At 70.3% G+C, this 20,441-nt stretch carries 13 protein-coding genes; 2 read left to right on the top strand and 11 right to left on the bottom strand.

Annotated elements, in window-relative coordinates; translation table 11 throughout:
* From addA to ACI8U3_RS00590, 6 genes are read right to left on the bottom strand one after another with little or no spacing between them, the layout of a single operon-like run.
* Positions 1–3,504, bottom strand: coding sequence for a double-strand break repair helicase AddA (gene addA, locus ACI8U3_RS00615; protein ID WP_415012925.1), 3,504 nt, complete (start codon positions 3,502–3,504; stop codon positions 1–3).
* Positions 3,501–6,518, bottom strand: a complete 3,018-nt coding sequence (addB, locus tag ACI8U3_RS00610; protein WP_415012924.1) for a double-strand break repair protein AddB — start codon at positions 6,516–6,518, stop codon at positions 3,501–3,503. Before addB ends, addA begins: the two co-directional genes overlap by 4 nt.
* The gene (gene murU / locus ACI8U3_RS00605) at positions 6,515–7,228 is read right to left on the bottom strand and encodes an N-acetylmuramate alpha-1-phosphate uridylyltransferase MurU (protein WP_415012923.1); all 714 of its coding nucleotides are present in this window, start codon (positions 7,226–7,228) and stop codon (positions 6,515–6,517) included. Before murU ends, addB begins: the two co-directional genes overlap by 4 nt.
* A complete protein-coding gene (amgK, locus tag ACI8U3_RS00600) occupies positions 7,225–8,316 on the bottom strand; it encodes an N-acetylmuramate/N-acetylglucosamine kinase AmgK (RefSeq protein WP_415012922.1) in 1,092 nt (363 codons plus the stop codon). The genes murU and amgK overlap by 4 nt, the downstream gene beginning before the upstream one ends.
* Complete coding sequence (gene tsaE / locus ACI8U3_RS00595; RefSeq protein WP_415012921.1) at positions 8,303–8,773, bottom strand: tRNA (adenosine(37)-N6)-threonylcarbamoyltransferase complex ATPase subunit type 1 TsaE; 471 nt, start codon at positions 8,771–8,773, stop codon at positions 8,303–8,305. The genes amgK and tsaE overlap by 14 nt, the downstream gene beginning before the upstream one ends.
* Positions 8,766–9,641 (bottom strand): GNAT family N-acetyltransferase, encoded by an 876-nt coding sequence (locus ACI8U3_RS00590; RefSeq protein ID WP_415012920.1) that lies wholly within the window; start codon positions 9,639–9,641, stop codon positions 8,766–8,768. Before ACI8U3_RS00590 ends, tsaE begins: the two co-directional genes overlap by 8 nt.
* A gap of 312 nt (positions 9,642–9,953) precedes the next feature.
* Between ACI8U3_RS00590 and ACI8U3_RS00585 the strand changes: the two genes are divergently transcribed.
* Positions 9,954–12,017 (top strand): prolyl oligopeptidase family serine peptidase, encoded by a 2,064-nt coding sequence (locus ACI8U3_RS00585; protein WP_415012919.1) that lies wholly within the window; start codon positions 9,954–9,956, stop codon positions 12,015–12,017.
* Positions 12,018–12,250: 233 nt separating this feature from the next.
* Here the strand turns inward: ACI8U3_RS00585 and ACI8U3_RS00580 are convergent, their stop codons facing one another.
* Both ACI8U3_RS00580 and ACI8U3_RS00575 read right to left on the bottom strand, forming a co-directional pair.
* A complete protein-coding gene (locus ACI8U3_RS00580) occupies positions 12,251–13,654 on the bottom strand; it encodes a cytochrome P450 (RefSeq protein ID WP_415012918.1) in 1,404 nt (467 codons plus the stop codon).
* The gene (locus tag ACI8U3_RS00575) at positions 13,651–14,808 is read right to left on the bottom strand and encodes a hypothetical protein (protein WP_415012917.1); all 1,158 of its coding nucleotides are present in this window, start codon (positions 14,806–14,808) and stop codon (positions 13,651–13,653) included. The genes ACI8U3_RS00580 and ACI8U3_RS00575 overlap by 4 nt, the downstream gene beginning before the upstream one ends.
* 138 nt (positions 14,809–14,946) lie before the next feature.
* Between ACI8U3_RS00575 and ACI8U3_RS00570 the strand changes: the two genes are divergently transcribed.
* On the top strand, positions 14,947–16,449 hold the full coding sequence (locus ACI8U3_RS00570) for a CoA-acylating methylmalonate-semialdehyde dehydrogenase (RefSeq protein WP_415012916.1): 1,503 nt from the start codon (positions 14,947–14,949) through the stop codon (positions 16,447–16,449).
* Positions 16,450–16,454: 5 nt separating this feature from the next.
* Here the strand turns inward: ACI8U3_RS00570 and ACI8U3_RS00565 are convergent, their stop codons facing one another.
* From ACI8U3_RS00565 to otsB, 3 genes are read right to left on the bottom strand one after another with little or no spacing between them, the layout of a single operon-like run.
* Positions 16,455–17,867, bottom strand: coding sequence for an alpha,alpha-trehalose-phosphate synthase (UDP-forming) (locus tag ACI8U3_RS00565; protein ID WP_415012915.1), 1,413 nt, complete (start codon positions 17,865–17,867; stop codon positions 16,455–16,457).
* The gene (locus tag ACI8U3_RS00560; RefSeq protein WP_415012914.1) at positions 17,864–19,657 is read right to left on the bottom strand and encodes a glycoside hydrolase family 15 protein; all 1,794 of its coding nucleotides are present in this window, start codon (positions 19,655–19,657) and stop codon (positions 17,864–17,866) included. Before ACI8U3_RS00560 ends, ACI8U3_RS00565 begins: the two co-directional genes overlap by 4 nt.
* Positions 19,654–20,415, bottom strand: a complete 762-nt coding sequence (gene otsB, locus ACI8U3_RS00555) for a trehalose-phosphatase (protein WP_415012913.1) — start codon at positions 20,413–20,415, stop codon at positions 19,654–19,656. Before otsB ends, ACI8U3_RS00560 begins: the two co-directional genes overlap by 4 nt.
* Positions 20,416–20,441 lie beyond the last annotated feature (26 nt).

The following is a 20,441-nucleotide window of genomic DNA, read 5'->3' as shown; positions in this document are numbered from 1 at the left end:
TCAACCACGCGTCTCGCCCAGCGCCTGCCGCATCAGGCTTTCCGGAACCGGCGTCAGCCGCGGCCCGTCAGTCCACACCAGCGCCGCCTCCACGGTCCGGCCCGGATACAGCCGCCGCAGCACCGCCCAGTAGACCGCCAGCTGGCGCACATACGCCGGGTCCGCGTCCTCGATGCGGTCCGGCGCCGGGCGGTTGGTCTTGAAGTCGATCACCAGCACCCGGTCCGGCGTCACAACCAGCCGGTCCAGCCGCGCCGACACCACCGTCCCGGCCGCAAGCTCGGGCGCAGAGCCCGACAGCGCCACCTCCGCCCGCGAGGCCGGGCCGAACACCTCGGCGAAGCGCGCGTCGTCCAGCAGCCCAAGCGCCGCGGCCGCCATCTCGGCCTTCTGCGCCTCGTCCAGATCCGGCTCCCGCGCCAGCAGGGCGGCGGCCGCTTCGGCGCGACGCTCGCGCGCCACGTCGGGCAGCCGCTCCAGCAGCCGGTGGATCAGCTCCCCACGCCGCCAGCGGCCCAGCCCGCCCCCGACCCGCGACAGGGGCGACGGCGCCGGCGTGCGCGCGGCGTCCTCCATCCGTCCCGGGGCCATGCGCCGCTCCGACGCCTCGGCGCGCGGCGCCATGGTCAGCCAGGCGGGTGGGACCGACTCAGACTGCACCGCAGACGTTACGGGCGTCAGCGTCACCGGGTCGGCGCCGTAACGCCGGGCAGGGCCGGTGGGGGTTTCCACATCGCGCACACCCCCGCCGCGCTCCTTGTCTTCGCTCAGCCGATCAAAGGCGGACATGACAGGCGCCCACCAGGCCTCGGCCTTCTCGAGCTTGCGATCCGAACGCAACCGCCCGGTCACGATCAGTCGGTCCCGCGCCCGTGTCAGCCCTACATAGAGCAGGCGCAGGGACTCTTCCTCGGCCCGGTCCTTCCTGGCCTGCCGCGCCGCCTTGGACACTTCGCAATCGTCGTCGCCGGACCCGCACCACAGGAAGGCGCCCTCCTCGGTCCGCAGCAGGGCGTCGCCCTTGGGCGTCTCGAACAGCACGTCGGGCAGGATCACCACCGGCGCCTCCAACCCCTTGGACGAGTGGGCCGTCATCACCCGAACCTCGCCGCGCGGCTCGTCCATCTCGCGCTTGACCGTCTGGTCCAGCGCGGCCAGTTGATGGCTAAATCGCTCCAGATCCGAGGCGCCGCGCCCTTCGGCCGCGCGGGCCTGATCCATGAAGGCGTCCATGGCGTCGCCCGCCTCGGACCCCAGCCGGGTCAGGAACCGCTGACGAACGCTCAACCCCCGCTCGTCCAGCCGGTTCAGCAGACGGCCATACAGGCCGAAGGGCGTCAGACTGAGAGACCACGCGCGGAAATCCGCGATCAGGTCGCGCGCCGCCGACGGCGCGGGATCACGCGCCGCCCGCGCATTCAGGACGCTCCAGAGGGACGCGCCCTTGCGGTCGTGGGCCAGGGCGAAAAGGTCATCCTCAGACACGTCGCACAGGGGAGACCGCAACACGCCCGCCAGGGTCAGGTCGTCAGCCGGGTGCAGCGCGACCCGCCCCAGCGCCAGCAGATCCTGAAACACCGGGTGCGCCGACAGAACCAGCCGGTCGGCGCCCGCAACCGGCACGCCGCCGCGCTTGAGCGCGCGCAGCACCTCCTCGAACATGGTCCCGCGCTGCTTGACCAGGATCAGCACATCGCCCCAGTCCATGGGCCGCAGCCCCGTCTTCTTGTCGTGGACCGCGTGCCCGGCCTCCACCGAGGCCCGGATCTCGGCGGCGATGCGCTCGGCCACCTGGCGACGGGCGCCGCGCCGGACAGCGGCGTCCAGCGGCTCGTCCCAGGCGCGGCGGTCCTCGTCCTTTTCGTCCTGCACCGGCTCCCACAGGTCGATGGTTCCCACCAGGTCGTCCGTGCGTGCGGCGCTGTGGCGGATCAGGACATCCGCCGGGGCGCCATCCCGGCCCCGCCCGGGGCTGAGGGCGCGCGCCCTGTCTGGAACGGCGAACACCGCATCCACCGTCTCCAGCACCTGTCGGTTGGATCGCCAGGACTGCTCCAGAGCCACCGGCTCGAAACGTCCGCCCGCGCCCTCGATCCGCACCTGATAGACGTCGGCCTTGGCGGGCAGCAGTTGCGGCGCGGCGCCCTGAAAGGAAAAGATCGACTGCTTCTCGTCGCCCACCACGAAGATGGTGCGCCCACGATCCGGCGTCGCCCCCGCGCCGGAGAAGAACTCTTCGGTCAGGGCGTCGATGATGGCCCACTGCTCGGGCGAGGTGTCCTGGGCCTCGTCCACCAGAACGTGGTCGACGCCGCCGTCCAGCTTGTAGAGCACCCAGGCCGCGCCCGGCCCGTCGGTCAGCAGATGCCGCGCCCGCTGGATCAGGTCGGCGAAGTCCAGCGCCCCGGTCGCAGCCTTGGCCGCCTCATAGGCCCGGCCATAGGCGTAGGCCAGCACCAGCGCCGACACCGTGTCCAGCGCCACCCGCGCCGCCCGCGCCCGCTCGAAATGCGCCGCCAGCCGCGCCTGCTCAAGCCCCAGCCAGTCCAGAGTCGCCGGGTCCACCGCTTTGGTGCCCAGCCGCTTGCGGAGTTCGCCCTCGGCCGTGAAAAAGATGCCCCGCGCCGCCTCCACCGGCGCATCGCCGTTCAGCACCGCCTCGGCCACGGCCTGAAGCTTCCGGCCCATGGGCTGGTCGCCCTTCTCGCTGCCCCGCGCGCAAGCCGCCGCCGCGTCGAACCAAGCCGCCGCGTCTAAGCCCGGCGCCGTCACCGCCGCGCGCTCGGCCGCCTCCGGCTCGATCCATTGGTCCAGCCCCACCGAGGCCGCCACCCGCGCCTGCAAAGTCGCAGCCCCGCCGTCCTGCGCCACATAGTCGGTCAGTTCGGCCCGTTTGGCCTCGAACCGGTCGAACATGGCCTCGAAGTCCGGCTGGGACAGCTTGCCCGCCATGTGAAGATAGGCGCTCGCCAGCCCCGGAATGTCGTCGGCCAGCGCCACCCGGTCGCGGGCCCGGCGGCGGATGTCGGCGGCCTCGGCCTCGTCGATGACCCGGAACAGGGGCGAGACCTCCGCCTCCACCGGAAAGCGCCGCAGCAACTGCTCGCAAAAGGCGTGGATGGTCTGGATCTTCAGCCCGCCCGGCGTCTCCAGCGCCCGGGCGAACAGGGCCCGGGCGCGGGACAGGTCATGGGCGTCGAAGCTGGCGGCCTCGCGCTCCTCCAGTTCGGCCAGCTGGTCGCGCAGCCGCGCGTCGCCCGCCACCGCCCAGTCGCCCAGCCGTTCGTACAGCCGCCGCTGCATCTCCGCCGCCGCCGCCTTGGTGAAGGTCAGGCACAGGATCGCGCCCGGCGCCGATCCGGCCAGCAGCAGCCGCGCCACCCGGTTGACCAGGGTGGTGGTCTTGCCCGACCCGGCGTTGGCCATGACGAAGGCGTTGACCGCCGGATCGGCGGCGACGGCCTGGGGGGATCGCTTTGACGGAAAAGGAATGACCGTGCTCATCCCTCATCCTCCGCCGCCGTGGACCATTCGGCTGCGCGGGCCAGATGGTCATAGTCCGACACCTTCGCCTGGGCGAACTGGGGCGCGATGCGCGAGCGATAGGGCTGGCTGGGGCTGGCGTACTGGCGGATGCGTTTTCTCAGGCCCTCCACCGCTTCGTCGGCCAGGGCCGCCGCGCCCGCCTCGCCGCTCCTGTCCATGATCTCGCCCGCCGGGTCGCGGCCGGTCAGGCGCACATACAGCAGATCGTCGGGCTCGGCCTTCAGCACGGCCCCGAACCCGCCCTCGCGGGCGATGGCGGCGGTCAGGGACAGCTGCGAACTGAACCCGGTCTCCACCTGTTTCTTCGACGGTGGCGCGCCGGTCTTGTAGTCCATCACCGACAGGCGGCCCTCGGCCACCTCCATGCGGTCGGCGCGGGCGGTCAGCAGGAAACCCTCGATGGGCGACCACTGGCCGTAGGCCTCCAGCGCCACATGGGGCCGCCCGGCCCGGCGGCCGCGCTCGAACCCGGTCACCCAGTCGGCCATGCGCGCGCCCAGCGCCTTCTCCCGCGCCAGCGCCGCCGGGGTCATGCCCGCCGCCGCCAGCTCGGCCAGATAGCGGTCGAGGAATCGCTTCGGCGCGCCGCTCTCGCCCAGCGTCTCCCACTCGCGGGCGAACACCTCCAGCGCATTGTGGATGGCCGTGCCGCGCAGGCGGGCGTCCACTCGTTCGTCGGGGCGCTCCATCTGGTGCAGGTTCAGCACGAAGCGGGCGTAGGTGGCGTAGGGATCGCGCACCCACTCCTCCACCCGTGTCACCGACATCTTCTTGGGCCGCGCTTCGACCGGCGGCGTCGGGGCCGGGCGGCCGGCGGGCTTCAGGCTTTGCGGCGGATCGGCGTCGGGCGCGTCCAGCCGCCGGGCCAGATCATGCAGGTCCAGCCGCTGCGGCAGGCGCGGCGAATCCGGGAAGGCTCCGCGCACCAGCGTCTCCAGCCGCCACAGCCAGCGCGACTTCACCGACGGCTGATTGTCCCGCCGCTCGGTGTGCAGCAGATAGACCTCGGGCGCGCAGGCGATCTGGGCGAAGTCGTGGGCCGACAGGCCGATACGGCGCTCCGGCGGCGGCAGGCCCAGGGCCTTGCGCATGGGCCGCGACAGGAACGGATCGGTCCCTCCCCCGCGCGGCCACACCCCTTCCTCCAGCCCGGCCAGAATGACCCGGTCGGCCCGCACCAGCCGCGCCTCGATGGCGCCCAGAATTCTCAGGCGCGGGTGGGCGTCGCCGCCGGTGCGCACCACCTCGGCGCCCATCAGCCGCCCCAGCAGTTCGGCGAAGGCCGAGGCGTTCAGCGTCCCCGCCTCCGCGCCCTCGGTCATCAGGGCGGCCATCAGCCGGGCCGCGCTTGCCCCGTCCGCCCCGCGCCAGACCTCGGCCCCCTCGCCCAGCGCCTCCGCCGCCTCGCAGAGGACCCGCGCCCACGCACCGGGCGTCGCTTCGTCCATACCGGTCAGGACCGACAGCACGCCATCCAGCCGGTCTGCCACGGCGTGGGCCGTGTCTATGCGCGCCTGATCCTCGTCCTTGCGCCTCTCGCCGCGCCGCAAACGATTGGTCTCCAGCCGCCGCCGCACTGCATCCCAGTCGGCGGGCCCCGCCCCGCGCAGACCCTCGCGCTCCAGCGCCTCGATCTCGCCTGCCCCCGCCAGCGTGGTCCACGGATGCTTCAGAATGGCCAGCAGCGAAACCGCCCCGAAGGTCTTGGCCAGCTGCGCCAGCTGGGCCAGCCGCACGCCCGCCGGCGTCTCGGACAAGGGTGAGCCCGCCGAGGAGTCGGCCATCAGCCCCCACCGCCCCAGCCGCGCCTGCACCCTTCGGGCGAACAGCGGATCGGGCGTCACCAGCGCCACGGTTTGCCTAGGTTTGTCCACCCCCTCGCGCATCAGCACGGCGGCCAGCGCGGCGGCGGCCTCCTCGGTGCGGGCGGTGACGGCGGTGAGGCCCTCCAACCCCTCGGCGATGGGGTCGCCCCCGCCGGACCGCATCTCGTCGATGGCCTTTGTCCAGTCGGCGGTGGAGGCCGGCGGCTTCAGGGCCTCGGCGATCAGTCGGCGCCGCGCCCGGCCCAGACGCGCGCTCTCGCCCGTGTCCCGTGCAGGCCAGGCCCGCACCCCGGCCCGGTCGATGCCGTGCCGCCCGATCAGCCGTTTCAGCGCCCCTTGCGGATGCTGTTCGCCGTCATCGTCGGTGATCTGGTCCCACGCCGTCTGCGACAGGTCCCGGTCCAGTCCCGGCAGCACCACGCAGCCCGACGGCGCCCGGGCCACCGCCCCCAGCACCGCCGCCGCCGCGGGCACGGTGCCCGTGGACCCCGCCGCGATCACCGGGAAGGTCGGCGGCCGTTCATCCCACGCCTCGGCCAGCCGCTTCAGCAGGGTCACCCGCCGCGCCGCCGGATCGCTGAGACCCAGTTCGTCCAGCCGCCTCGGCCACGCCTCCACCGCCACGGCGAGGAAGGCGGCGGTGGAGCGCCAGTGCTCGGCCAAATCGGCCTCCACCAGATCGGCCACGCGGCTGGGATCGGCCACCTCCTCGATCTGGCAGGAGTCCAGAAACGCCGCCAGCGCCTCGGCCATCTCCAGCGCGCGCAAAGGCTCCACCGCCCCGCCGTGGTGCGCGGCCACAAGGCGCGCCAACTCGAACCGGCGCTTCAGGGGCGAGATGGCGGGCTTCAGGTCCAGCTCCAGCTCGCCCGGCGCGAACGGCGGCTCGTCCTCCTCCAGATCGCCCAGCGGCCGCACCTGCGGCAGCAGCACGGGACGGTCGCCCGACAGCAGGGTCAGGGCCTCGGTGAAGGCCCGCGCCGCCCGCCGATTGGGCAGCAGGATCACCGCATCGCTCAGGGTCTCGGGCGCGTCCTCGCCCAGCCAGTCCAGCACCCCCGCCGCCAGATCCTCCAGAAACGGCCGGTGCGCCTCGATGGACCACCAGCGCGGCCCGGCGCCCGCAAAGGGGTCGAACCGGCTCATGGCGCCGTCAGCCGCGCTTCCGCCTCATCCCGCGCGCCGGGGTCGCCCACATGCATCCAGTCCCCGTCCAGCACGCAGCCATAAAGGCGGTCTTCCAACGCCGACTGTCGCCACAGCCCGCTCAGCGAGAACGGCCCTTCCGGCCCCCGATCCGCATAATCGGGCCGGGTGATGTGCACGCCCATATAGGCGAAGGGCGCGCTGGGCCTGTCGCCCCGGAACGTCAGCCGCCCGTCCTCGTCCAGAAAGACATCCCCGTCCCCCTCGAAACCGATGGACCCCTCGCGCCGCGCCAGCAGCAGGGCCGCGTCCATGCGCGCCGGATCCCACAGCCGGATCAGGTCGCCCAGCGCATCCCCCCGGTCGATCCAGACGCTGTCGATATTGGCCACGAACACCGGGTCGTCCCCCAGCAGGCCCCGCGCCTTCTTCAGCCCCCCGCCGGTCTCCAGCAGTTCCGCCCGCTCGTTGGAAATAATGATCTCCGGCCCGCCCGTGCGCGCGGCCAGATGAGCCTCCAGCCGCTCGGCGAACCAGTGCACATTGACCACCGCCCGCTCGACCCCTGCATCGCCCAGCCGGTCCAGCACATGGTCAATCAGGGCCTTGCCGCCCACCTCAACCAGCGCCTTGGGCCGGTCGTCGGTCAGCGGCCGCATGCGGGTGCCGAGGCCAGCCGCCAGCACCATCGCGGTCTTCGGCCCCGTCATGCCCGGACCTCCGCCGGCACGTGCCGCTCGAACCAGCCGCGCACCGCCTCCATGCCGGGCTTCTGCAGATTGGCCTCCAGATGTCGCCACATGCGCGGCATGAAGGCCCGGTAGCGGGGCTTGCCGTCCCGCGCGATCAGCCGGGCGAACACCCCAAGGATGCGCGCCTCGTTCAGGGCGGCCAGGGCGGCGTAGTCGGCCAGGAACGGCTCGCGCTCCACGCCGGGCATGCATTCGAAATAGTGGTTCAGGGCCACGGCCTCCAGCTCGGGCGCCACGTCCCGGCGCGCGTCCTGCAACAGCGAGTGCAGGTCCCACGACGGATGGGCCAGCACCGCATCCTGAAAGTCGATCATCCCCACCCGCCGGTCGCCCGGCCGCTGCGGCAGCCAGATCAGGTTCTCGGCGTGATAGTCCCGGTGCGCCACCGATCCGGCCCCCGCCTCGCCCATGGCCACGACCGGCGCCCAGGCCTCGGCCCACTCGTCCCGCGCCGCCGCGCCGAAATCCAGCGCCGGGTTCAGCCTGGGCATCCACTGCACGAAAAGGTCCGCTCCGCCCTGCAACGCCACGGCGTCATAGGTCAGCAGCGGCCAGTCCCCGCCCGGCCCGCTCAGCACATCGGGCATCACCGCGTTCAGATGCAGCTTCGCCAGCGCCTCCACCGCCGCCAGATACAGCGGCGCGGCCGGCTCCCCGTCCTCGATCACCCGCGCGAACAGATCGTCGCCGAAGTCCTCAATCACCGCAAAGCCGGACCCCGCGTCCACGGCGATGATCTCCGGCGTCGACAGACCCGCCCCGCGGAACAGGTTGGACACCGCCGCGAAGGCCTCGATGCGTCCGGCCGACAGGCGCGCGGTGGCGTTCCACCCCGCGGCGCGCCTCTGTTCCGGCGTCCAGGCGGGGTCGCATGGCGGGCTTTCCGCCGCCGGGGCCTGGTCCATCAGCATCAGACTGGCCCCCGCCGGGGTGGTCAGGCGCTCGTAGCGGCGGGTGGAGGCGTCGCCGGGCAAGGGGTCGCGCAGGGCGTCGGCCAGGCCCGCGCCCTTGAGAAATTCGATCCGCTGCTCTTCACGATCCGACATGCTGGATCCTGTCCTTCCACGCGCCTGCGCCGGAAACGGTCGCAACCCGGCCGTCCCCATCCTCGGCGATCTCTATGACGAGTCGGTCCGGCCCGAGGAATTCCTCCGGATCGTCCCCCAGCCGCTCCGGCCATTCGATGACCACGCAGCCCACGTCCAGCGCCTCATCCAGCCCGATCTCCAGCGCCTCCTCGGGCCGGGTCAGGCGATACAGGTCGAAGTGCGCCACCGGCGGCGCGCTCTCGTAGAACTGCACCAGGGTGAAGGTGGGGCTGGGCACGTCCTCGTCCGGCGTGGTCAGGGCGCGGATCAGGCCCCGCGCCAGCGTCGATTTGCCCATGCCCAGCGGCCCGTACAGCAGCACCGCCTCGCCGGGCTTCAGCATCGGTGCGATGGCGGCGCCCAGCGCCGCCGTGGCCGCCGCGTCGGCCAGCAGGATCCGGCGGGCCTCAGGCAAAGTCGGCGTCCGGCTGGCTGGCCAGGGTGCGTTCGGTGAACGCCTTCAGCGCATAGGTCGCCCGCGCCGCGTCCGTGTCCAGCCGCCGCGCATCGATGGGCTTGCCCACGATCAGGCGATAGGGCTTGCCGCGCTTGTTCAGCATCTCATGGAAAAGCGTGATGTCGCGCATCTCGGCCGAGAACCGGTCGAACAGGTGGAACATTCGCGAATAAGGCCCCGACACATGGATCGGGATGATCGGCGCCTCGTATTTTCGCGCCAGCGAGACCGCCGTGGCCGCCCATTGCGGATCGGTCAGGGAGCCGTCCTTGCTGACCCGCGCCAGCCGCCCGGCCGGGAACATCACCACGCAGCGCTCCTCCTCGAAGGCGCGGCGGGCGGCCTCCAGGGTGGCGCGGGTCTTTTCGCGGGTGCGCTTGGTCTCCACCCACTCCACCGGAATCACGACCTCGCCCAGACGCGGCGAGACCCTGAGCGCATCCGCATTGGCGAAATAGATGGCGTCATCCCGCACCTGCCGCACCGCCTCGTGCACCGCCAGCCCGTCGGCGATCCCGGTGGGGTGGTTGGCCACCACGATGCAGCGTCCCGTCCGGGGCAGCCGGTCCAGCATCAGGGCGCTGACCTCCAGATCGAGCAGGTCCGCCACATAGCCCAGCGCATCGGCGCCCGAGCGCACCGCCACCGCATCGGCCATGCTGCGCGCGGGGCCATAGCTGAGCAGGCCGTACAGGACCGGCTTGACCACCGGCCAGACAAACGACCGCGTCAGCCGCGGCGCACGCTCGGCGATCAACTGGTCAACGATGTGGGGGGCGGCGGGGCCGGCCACAGCCGGGGCCGCCGGGGCGTCGGCGAGAACCATCAGGCCGCAAGTCTCGCCTTTGCCGTGCGCCGGAGCAAGCGGGGGAATGAGGGGGCACGCGCTCTTTCAGTACAGTCCCCAACTTCCACCGCTCACCCCAGCGAAGGCTGGGGGCCAGATGAGGAGACTCGACCTTCAGGATTCAGCATGCCTCCCGTCCTGTGGCGATAGCGCGCTATGATCTGGACCCCAGCCTTCGCTGGGGTGAGCGGAGATTGTTCTCTATCCGCACGACCACCCGCTGCCTCGTGTTTCCGCTGAGACCACCCACGTGCTAACCGTGACCGCAAATCCGGCTCTGGGGTACCTGTCATGCGCCTTTCCGCCCTCGTCTGCGCCGCCGCCGCTGCGGCCCTCGTCCTGCCCGCCGCCGCCTCGGCGCAGGATCGACCGTTCACCTATCAGGACATGCTGAACGTCAACCGGCTGTCGGACCCGCAGGTCTCACCGGACGGCGATCAGGTGGTCTACGGCCTGCGCACCACGCCGCTCTCCGGCGGCTCCTCCAGCCTCTACATCCTGGATCTGGACGGCGAGTCCGAGCCGCGCCGCCTGGCCATTTCCGACGACGGCGCCTCCACCGCCCGCTGGAGCGCCGACGGCCAGCTATTCTTCCTGTCGAACCGCTCGGGCTCGTCGCAGGTCTGGCGTACCGATGAAGCCGGCGAGGTCGCCGTTCAGGTCACCGACCTGCCCGTGGACGTACAGACCTATCAGCTCAGCCCCGCCGCCGATCGCATCGCCGTGGCCGCGGCCGTCTTCCCCGACTGCCCGGATCTGGCCTGCACCGCCGCCCGCCTGGACGAGGAGCCGGACAATTCCGGGACCCTCTACACCCAGCTGTTCGTGCGCCACTGGGATCAGTGGACCGACGGCACGCGCAACCACGTCTTCGTGATGGACCTGAGCGGCCAGGGCGTGGCCGACGGCGAGCCCGTCTGGGCCACCCGCGACTTCGACGGCGACACCCCCTCGCGCCCCTTCGGCGACGAGAGCGCCTTCACCTTCACCCCCGACGGCAACGGGATCGTTTTCGCCTCCCGCGAGGCCGGGACCAGCGAGCCGTGGTCCACCGATTTCGACATCTATCTGCAGCCCATCGAGGCCGAGGGTCTGGGCGAGCGGGTCAATCTGACCGACAGCAACCCCGCCTGGGACGCCGGCCCGGTGTTCTCGCCGGACGGCCGCACGATGGCCTACCGCGCCATGAGCCGCCCCGGCTTCGAGGCCGACCAGTGGCAGATCATGCTGCGCGACATGGACACCGGACAGGTGCGCCAGATCGCCGCCAACTGGGACCGCTCGCCCGACAGCCTGCAATGGTCCGCCAACGGAAACAGCCTTTACGCCACCGCCTATGACACCGGTCAGGTGAAGCTGTTCGAGATCGACGTCATCTCCGGCTCGGTCATCCCCATCACCGGCGAAGGCCATGTGGCGGCGGTGGAGCAGACGCCCTCCGGCTTCATCCTGGCCATGGACAGCCTGACCAGCCCCGTGGCTCTGTACCGCAAGACGTTCCGCGGCCGCGAAATGCCCATCCGCATCACCGACCACAACCCGCAGCTGGACGACCTGGCCTTCGGCGAGCCCGAGCAGTTCACCTTCCAGGGCTGGAACGACGAGACGGTGCACGGCTACGTCATCAAGCCGGCCAACTATGTTGAGGGCGGGACCTATCCGGTCGCCTTCCTGATCCACGGCGGGCCGCAGGGCTCCTTCGGCAACAGCTGGTCCTACCGCTGGAACCCGTCCACCTACACCGGCGCCGGCTATGCGGTGGTGATGATCGATTTCCACGGCTCGGTGGGCTACGGCCAGGCCTTCACCGACGCCATCTCGGGCCACTGGGGCGACCGTCCGCTGGAGGACCTGCAGAAGGGCTGGGAGCATGCGCTGGATACGTACGAATTCCTGGACGGCGGCCGCGCCTGCGCCCTGGGCGCCTCCTACGGCGGCTACATGATCAACTGGATCGCGGGCAACTGGCCGGACGCCTTCCAGTGCATGGTGAACCACGACGGCGTCTTCGACACCCGCTTCATGGGCTATTCCACCGAGGAGCTGTGGTTCACCGAATGGGAGAACCGCGGCAGCCCGTGGGAGCGCGGCACGACCTATGAGGAATTCAATCCGGTCAACCACGTGCAGAACTGGCGCACCCCCATGATGGTGATCCAGGGCGGCCGCGACTACCGGGTGCCCACCGACCAGTCCATCGCCGCCTTCACCGCCCTGCAACGGCGCGGGATCGAGAGCCAGTTCCTCTACTTCCCCGACGAGAACCACTGGGTGCTCCAGCCCCGCAACAGCCTGCGCTGGCACACCGAGGTGTTCGGCTGGCTGGACCGCCACATCGGCGAGGGGGCGGAGTAGGCGCTCCTCTTTCCGTGGCGAAGGTCTAGGTTCTGAACCTATAAATGCGTCATCCTCGGGCTTGTCCCGAGGACCCATTTTGGCCTTGGGCGCGGTCGTAAGGGAGCGTGAGCCTCCGGTTCGACCCTGGAGGCCTGTCGAGATCACATCCACCGTGGGCCCTCGGGACAAGCCCGAGGGTGACGGTTGTTGAAATCACTAGATTATTTGAACGCAATTTATGGGTTCACACCCTAGCCCTCGCCCCGCCTGAACACCCTCAGCCGCACCCCGTTGGCCGAGCGCAGGGTCAGGCGGGCCACCGGCACGGGCGTCCAGGCGGGATCGGCCTCGAACCTCAACCGGCGGCTCAGCATGGCCAGCACCAGCACCGCTTCCTGCAGGGCGAAGGCGGCGCCGGGGCACACGCGCGGTCCGACGCTGAAGGGGAAATAGCCGCCCGCCATGGCCGCCTTGCCCTCGGGACAGCCGAAGCGGTCGGGATCGAAGGCGTGGGGCTCGGTCCACCGCTCGGCCTGCCGGTGGCTCAGCCAGGGCGAGACCATCACCACCGACCCGGCGGGAATGACCTTCTTGCCCAGCTTGTCCCCCGCCGGGCAGTCCCGCGCCAGGAACGCCACGGGCGGATATAGCCGCATGGCCTCGCGGAACACGTCGCGGGTGAAGCCCAGCCGCTTCATGTGCTCGAAGGCGGGCGTGTCCTCGCCCAGCACCGCGTCGGCCTCGGCCTGCACCCGGGCCTGCACGTCCGGCGCCTCGGCCATCAGATACAGGCTCCAGGCCAGGGCGCTGGCCGAGGTCTCGTGGCCGGCCAGAAACAGCATGGCGATCTGGTCCAGCAGCTCGTCCCCGTCGAAGGACGTGCCCGTCACCGGGTCCACCCCGCCGATCAGGGCCGCCAGAATGTCGTTGTCTGGCGTCGGCCGCCCCGCCGCATGGTCGGCCAGTCGCCGGCGCAGCGGCTCGTCGATGGCCTTGCGGATGATGCGCGCCGCCCGCCGGGCCCGGCCCCAGCCGGGCAGGATGCGCGACGGCGCCCGCGCCAGCCCCAGCATGCCGTGGGCGTAGGCCACCCCCTGGAACACCTCGAAGGCGGCGATCACCCGCTCGGCCGCCTCGTCCGAGATCGGTTCGGAGAAGATGGTGCGGAAGATCACGTCGGCGGCGAAGCGGGTCATCTCCATGTCCACCCGCACCGGCTCGCCCGTGTCGGCCAGGGCCTCCATGCGCGCCGTGGCGACCGTGGCGGCCTCCAGCATGCGGGCGAACACATCCCGCACCCGGGCCTGCTCCAGCGCCGGGTCGACCAGCCGCCGCTGCCGCCCCCAGACCTCGCCGTTGCTGACGAAGATGGAATAGCCGGTCAGCGCCCGCAGCATAGCGTCCATCAGGCCGGACTTGGGGAAGTCCTCGGCCCGCTTGACCAGCACCTCGCGCACCAGCTCCGGATCGCGGACGGTGAAGATCCAGCGCCGCTTGAAGAACGGCAGGGTGCGGAACCCGTGCCGCCCCATCTTCTGGCCGTAGCTGCCCTCTCGAAAGGTGCCGAGGCCTGAGCGCAGCAGGGCGATGCGCTGGGTCAGGGTCGAGCGCTTCTCCGGGGCCGTGGCCGGGCGCGGGGGGATGAACAGGCTCATGCCGGGCTCCGCTGGATCAGGAAATCCGGTCCCGCCGCCAGGGCGAACCAGTCGTAGCCGTCCGGCAGATCGGTGGCCTTCAGATACTGGAAATGAAACGCCAGCGGGTCGCGGCGGATGGCGCGGAAATGCTCGTCCGTCAGCAGCTTGTGAAAGCGCGGCGCCCGCCTCAGCGGCCGGTTCGGATCCGGGGCGTCGATGACGCCGTGTAGCGCATGAATCGTGCAGGCCGACGCCGGGTCCGATGCCGATGTGGCGTCCACCCAACCGATGGAGTGCTCGGCCTCAACAGTCTTCAACGCTCCCCGGAATGTTTCATCCCCCAGCGCCGCCTGGATGCACAGACCCTGTCCCAGGGTCAACAGGGTCACCGCCGTCGATCCGCGCCCGAGATCAGGCCGCAGCGCCAGCGCCCTCGCCAGAGCCCGCACCGCCTGATTGCCGCCCAGGCTGAAACCCGCCAGCACCACCTCGTCGGCCCAGCCCTCGTCCACCGCCGCGATCAGGCGCCGCGCGAACAGGTCGCACCGCTCGGCCTGCTCGGGGGGCGGATCGGCGGCGATGCGCGCCATGTAGGAAAAACACTGGCTGACCCAGCCGCAGTTCACCTGCGAGTCGATGCGCCGCCACAGCCAGACGATAGCGAAGGGCGCCGCCGCCGCCACCGGGATCGCCGCCCACGACGCAGCCAGCCCCGCCGCCAGCGCCACCAGAGCCATCAACCCGACCAGCGCGCTCAGAATCACCGGCGGCGTCATCAGGCACAGCCACAGGGCCCGCGCCGATCGCCGCGTCAGACCGTAAACCCCGGCGCCGGCCATGGCCCCGACCCAGCGGGGCATGGCCGCGATCACCCGCCGCTCGCCTCTCAGCCACCAGGCCCGGACCAGATCATCCCAGCGCAGCAGGGTCACCCGGGTCTCCGCCGCGCGCCCGTCCATCATCGTCTGCACCGTCCAGCCCAGCGCATGGTCCCCGTCGGCGTGCTTGCGCCCAACCGCGATCACCGCGCCCGACACGGCCGCCTGCCTCGGCGCCTCCTCGGTCCACATGCGGTGATAGGCGGCGGGCGAGCGGGGGTCGTAGCCGGGAATGAACAGCAGCCGGCGCCGGTGCGCGCGCTCCTGCCCGGCCGAATCGACCTGATCCCGCATTTGTCCCCTCCATCCCCGGCGGCAATGAACCCGCGCCGCCCGGCCGTGTCAAACCGCCACTCTCCCGCTCCGCTGGCCACGGGCGCGCGGCGGGTTTAAGACGGCGCCCAAACAACCAGATCAGGGAACATTCAGGACATGCGCGACATTCGCCACTTCATCGACGGGGCTTCCTTCGAAGGCGCCTCGGGCCGCTTCGGGGACGTCTTCAACCCCAACACCGGCGAGGTGCAGGCGCGGGTCCAGCTGGCCACCGAGGGCGAAGTCGACAAGGCCGTGCAGGCCGCACAGAACGCCTTCGAGGCCTGGTCCTCCACCAACCCCCAGCGCCGCGCCCGGGTGATGTTCGAGTTCAAGCGCCTGGTCGAGGCCAATATGGACGACCTGGCCGAGATGCTGTCGTCCGAGCACGGCAAGGTCATCGCCGACTCCAAGGGCGACATCCAGCGCGGCCTCGAGGTCATCGAGTTCGCCTGCGGCATCCCCCACGCTCTGAAGGGCGAATACACGCAAGGGGCCGGGCCCGGCATCGACGTCTATTCCATGCGCCAGCCGCTGGGCGTGGTGGCGGGCATCACCCCGTTCAACTTCCCGGCCATGATCCCCATGTGGATGTTCGGCGTGGCCATCGCGGTGGGCAACACCTTCATCCTCAAGCCTAGCGAACGCGATCCGTCCGTGCCGGTCCGTCTGGGCGAACTGATGATGGAGGCGGGCGCCCCGGCCGGGGTGCTGAACGTGGTCCACGGCGACAAGACGGCGGTGGACGTCATCCTGACTCATCCGCTGGTGCACGCGGTCAGCTTCGTCGGCTCGTCCGACATCGCCCACTATGTCTACCAGACCGGCGCCGCCAAACATAAGCGCGTCCAGGCCATGGGCGGCGCCAAGAACCACGGCATCGTCCTGCCCGACGCCGACATGGATCAGGTCATCAAGGACCTGACCGGCGCCGCCTTCGGCTCGGCGGGCGAGCGCTGCATGGCCCTGCCCGTGGTGGTGCCGGTGGGCCAGAAGACCGCCGAGACCCTGCGCGAACGTCTGGTGGCAGAGATTCCGAAGCTGAGGATCGGGGTCTCCACCGACGCCGAGGCCCACTACGGCCCGGTGGTCAACGCCGCCCACAAGGCCCGCGTCGAGGGCTGGATCGACCAGGGCGTCAAGGACGGCGCCGAACTGGTCATCGACGGCCGCGGCTTCTCCCTGCAAGGCCACGAGAAGGGCTACTTCGTCGGCCCGTCCCTGTTCGACCACGTCAAGCCGGGCATGGAGTCCTACAAGGAGGAAATCTTCGGCCCCGTGCTGCAGATTGTGCGCGCCGAGAACTTCGAGGAGGCCCTGGCCCTGCCGTCACAGCATCAGTACGGAAACGGCGTGGCCATCTTCACCCAGAACGGCCGCGCGGCCCGCGACTTCGCCGCCCGGGTCAATGTGGGCATGGTGGGCATCAATGTTCCGATCCCGGTGCCGGTGGCCTATCACACCTTCGGCGGCTGGAAGCGTTCGGCCTTCGGCGACATCAACCAGCACGGCATGGAAGGCGTCCGCTTCTGGACCAAGACCAAGACCGTCACGGCCCGCTGGCCCGACTCCGAGCTGGAGCACGCGGATTCCAGCTTCGTCATTCCGACGATGCGGTAGTTTGATCAGGCCGCGTCCGTGTCGGATGCGGCCTCTTCCTTGCCCGGCAGGGCCGTCAACGCCTTGACGAAGTCGTCGCGCCAGATGGCCACGTCCGAGGCCCGCACCGCCGTCATCAGGCTCTTCCAGCGTTCGATCCGCTCGTCCCGCGACATGGTCAGGGCCTTGTGGATGGCCTGGGCCACCTCCTCGCGGGCGAAGGGATTGACGATCAGGGCGTCGCGCAGCTCCTCCGCCGCCCCGGCGAAGCGCGACAGGATCAGCACGCCGGGATCGTCCGGATTCTGGGCCGCCACATATTCCTTGGCCACCAGGTTCATGCCGTCGCGCAGGGGCGTCACTAACCCCACCTTCGCCGCCCGATAGATGCCCGCCAGCTGGTCCCGGCGATATGTGCGGTTCAAATAGCGCACCGGCGCCCAGTCCATGTCCGCATAGGCGCCGTTCACATGGCCGGCCAGGGCGTCCAGCCGGGCGCGCAGATCCTGATAGGTGTCCACCTCGTCGCGCGAGATGGGCGTCACCTGCAGCAGGAACACCTCGCCGCGCATGGAGGGGTTGTCCTCAAGGAACTGCTGGAAGCCCAGCAGCCGCTGTTCCAGCCCCTTGGAGTAGTCCAGCCGATCCACGCCCACGATCATGGACCGGAATGCCGAGGACGCCGCCATGCGGTCATAGGTGCGCTGGCCCAGCGCCGAGTCCCGCGCCGCGACAAAGCCGTCCACGTCGATGCCGATGGGGAACACCCCGCCCTGCACCGTCTTGCCGAACGCCTCCATGCCGTCGTTGCCCACCAGCCGTCCGCCCGCCTCTGACGCCACATAGTCCCGGAACAGGTCCAGCCACTCGCGGGTGTGGAAGCCCAACAGGTCGTAGTCGAACAGGGACTCCACCAGCCGCCGGTGGAACGGCAGGGTCACCAACAGCTGCCGCACCGGCCAGGGCGTGTGCAGGAAGAAGCCGATCCGGTTCTTCACCCCCAACCGCCGCAGATCCCGGGCCAGGGGGATCATGTGATAGTCGTGGATCCAGACGATGTCGTCATCCTGGATCAGGGGCGCCAGAACCTCGGCGAAGCGGGCGTTGGTCCGCTCATAGCCTTCGCCGTAGGACCGCTCATAGGCGGTCAGGTCGACCCGGTGGTGGAACAGCGGCCACAGGGTCTTGTTGGCGTAGCCGTTGTAATATTCGTCGACGTCCTGTTCCTCCAGGTCGACCAGCGCCACGGTGACCCCGGCCCGGTCCTCCATCTTCAGCTCGCCGGTGAAGGTCTCGGTGGTCTCGCCCGACCAGCCGAACCATATGCCGTCATACCGCCGCAGCGCCGCCGACAGGGCCGCGGCCAGGCCTCCGGTCGAGCTTTCTCCCGCATCCTTCGGCGCGGAAACACGATTGGATACGACGATCAGTCGGCTCATCTCACATCCGTCCAGGAACGGCTCAGCAACACAGCGCAGTTGATGATCCCCACAAGGGAATAGGTCTGCGGGTAGTTCCCCCACAGTTCGTCATCGCCCAGCGATATGTCCTCGGACAGCAGGCCCGCATGGGTGCGGCGGCTCAGCATCTGTTCAAACATCTCGCGCGCCTCATCCACGCGTCCGTTCATGTGCAGGGCCTCGATGAACCAGAAGGTGCAGAAGTTGAACGCCGTCTCCGGCTCGCCGAAATCGTCCGGCTCCACATAGCGGAACAGATACGGCCCCTTCTTCAGGTCCTTCTCGATGGCGTTGAAGGTGGCCACCTGACGCGGATCCATGGGGTCGAGGAAGCCCAGCTCCACCATCTGCAGCAGCGAGGCGTCCAGCTCGGTCCCGCCATAGCTGGCGGCGAAGCGGCCCTCCTCGGGCACAAAGGCTTCCTTCTCGATGCGTTCCCGGATGATGCCGGCCCGCTCGCGCCAGACCTCGGCCCGGTCGTGCAGCCTCAACTGGTCCGCCGCCTTGGCCAGACGGTCGCAGGCGGCCCAGCACATCATGGAGGAATAGGTGTGCACCCGCGCGATGGTGCGGAACTCCCACAGACCCGCGTCGGTCTGGTCGTGCACGGCGAAGGCGCGCTCGCCCACCTTCTCCAGCGCATGGAAATCCTCCACCGAACCGGGGCGCAGAAGGCGCTGGTCGTAGAAGGACTGCACCAGCGGCAGGACGATTTGTCCGTACACGTCGTGCTGCAGATGCTCGTGCGCCTGATTGCCCACGCGCACCGGCTTCATGCCGTGATAGCCGGCGACCGTGTCCACGGTCCGCTCGGTGATGGCCCCCTCCAGCCCGACGCCGTAAACCGGCTGCACATGGCCGCCCGCCGCGTTGTCCACCAGGTTCCTGAGATAGACCAGATAGTTCTCCAGAATGTCGATGGCGCCCAGCCGGGTCAGCACCCGCACGGTGTAATAGGCGTCTCGGATCCAGCAGAACCGGTAGTCCCAATTGCGCCCGCTCTCGGGAAACTCGGGCACCGAGGTGGTCAGGGCGGCGACGATGGCCCCTGTTTCTTCATGGGCGCACAGCTTCAGGGTGATGGCGGCGCGGATCACCGCCTCCTGCCAGTCCAGCGGCAAATAGAGGGTCCGCACCCACTGCTTCCAGTAGTCCTCGGTCCGCTCGCGCGCGGCGGCGACCCCGGCCCCCACTTCCTGATCGTAGCCCTCGTCCGGCCCGAAGAAGAACGAGAGGGTCCGCTCTACCCTAAACGTCCGCTCGTCCAGCACATGGGACACCGGACAGTCCGTGGTCAGGCGGAACGTCAGGTCCGTGCAGTGATAGCGGATGTGGTTCGAGCCCGAGGTGATCGGCGCACGCGCGGCGCCCCAGTCCCGGGCGGGCCGCATCCGGATGGTGATGCGGGGCACGCCGTGCAGCGGCCGGATGATCCGGGCCAGGGCGATGGGGCGATAGGTGCGGCTGTGCTTGGCGTGACGGGGCGCGAAATCGATGATCTCCAGCGCCGCCCCGTCCTCGGCCGTCAGCACCGTGCGCAGCACCGGGGTGTTGCGCACATAGGCCTGCTCCACATGCTTCTGGCCTTCCAGCTCGATGGACCAGAATCCGTGCTGGGGATCGTCGCCGTCCATCAGGGCGGAGAACACCGGGTCCCCGTCCACGCGCGGCGCACAGGACCACACATGGCGGCCCTGCCGGTCGATCAGGCTCGAAATGGCGCAATTGCCGATGGGGGCCAGGTCCAGATTGGGTCGATGACCGTTCATGCGCGCTCCGCCAGGGTTTCAAGCCAATCCATCACCGCCCCGGAATCCGTCAGGCCAAAGGTCGCCGCCGTCTCGCGCGGCGGCCCCACCAGCACCCCGAACCCGCCCAGCCCGGCGGCGGCGGCGAAGGCGAACTCGTCAGTCAGGTCATCGCCGGTCATGATGGGCACGGCCTCCCTGAACGGCGCCTCGTCCATGAAGGCGGTCAAGGCCCGGCCCTTGTCGGCGCCAGGGGTCTTCAGTTCCTGCACCATGTCGCCGGGTTGCAGGGTCAGACCGTGCTCTTCCGCCAAGCCGCGCGCCAGATCCCGCGCCGCGCCCGCCTGATCCGGCGCCTGGCGGTAATGCAGGGTCACGCCCAGCGCCTTGTCCTCGATCAGCACGCCGGGCCGGTCGCGGGCGAAATCCTCCAGCGCGTCGTGAACCCGGCCCAGCGCCGGGTGGGGGTCCAGCCGCCGCACCTGCCCGTCCGCGCCGCGCCGCTCCAGTCCGTGAACGCCGGCCACGCAGGGCACCACGCCCTCGCAAATGCGGTCGATCTCGGCGATGGTGCGCCCGCTGAGCACCGCCAGCCGGCCGTCCAGCCGCTCCAGCAGCCGCGCCAGAACCCGGCTGCGGCGGGCGTCCGGCCCCACGCCGCCCGGCGTCGCGGTGATCGGGGCCAGCACCCCGTCCATGTCCAGAAACAGGGCCGGCCGCTCCGGCAAGGCGGGGGGCGCGGACAGGGGCGTAACGGCGTGGGCGGCGTCTGCGGGCATGGTCCTCATGTACTGTCTGGCTTGTC

The organism is Brevundimonas sp. (genome assembly GCF_047617075.1).
GTDB lineage: Bacteria > Pseudomonadota > Alphaproteobacteria > Caulobacterales > Caulobacteraceae > Brevundimonas.
This window is presented reverse-complemented; position numbering and strand designations above follow the sequence as displayed.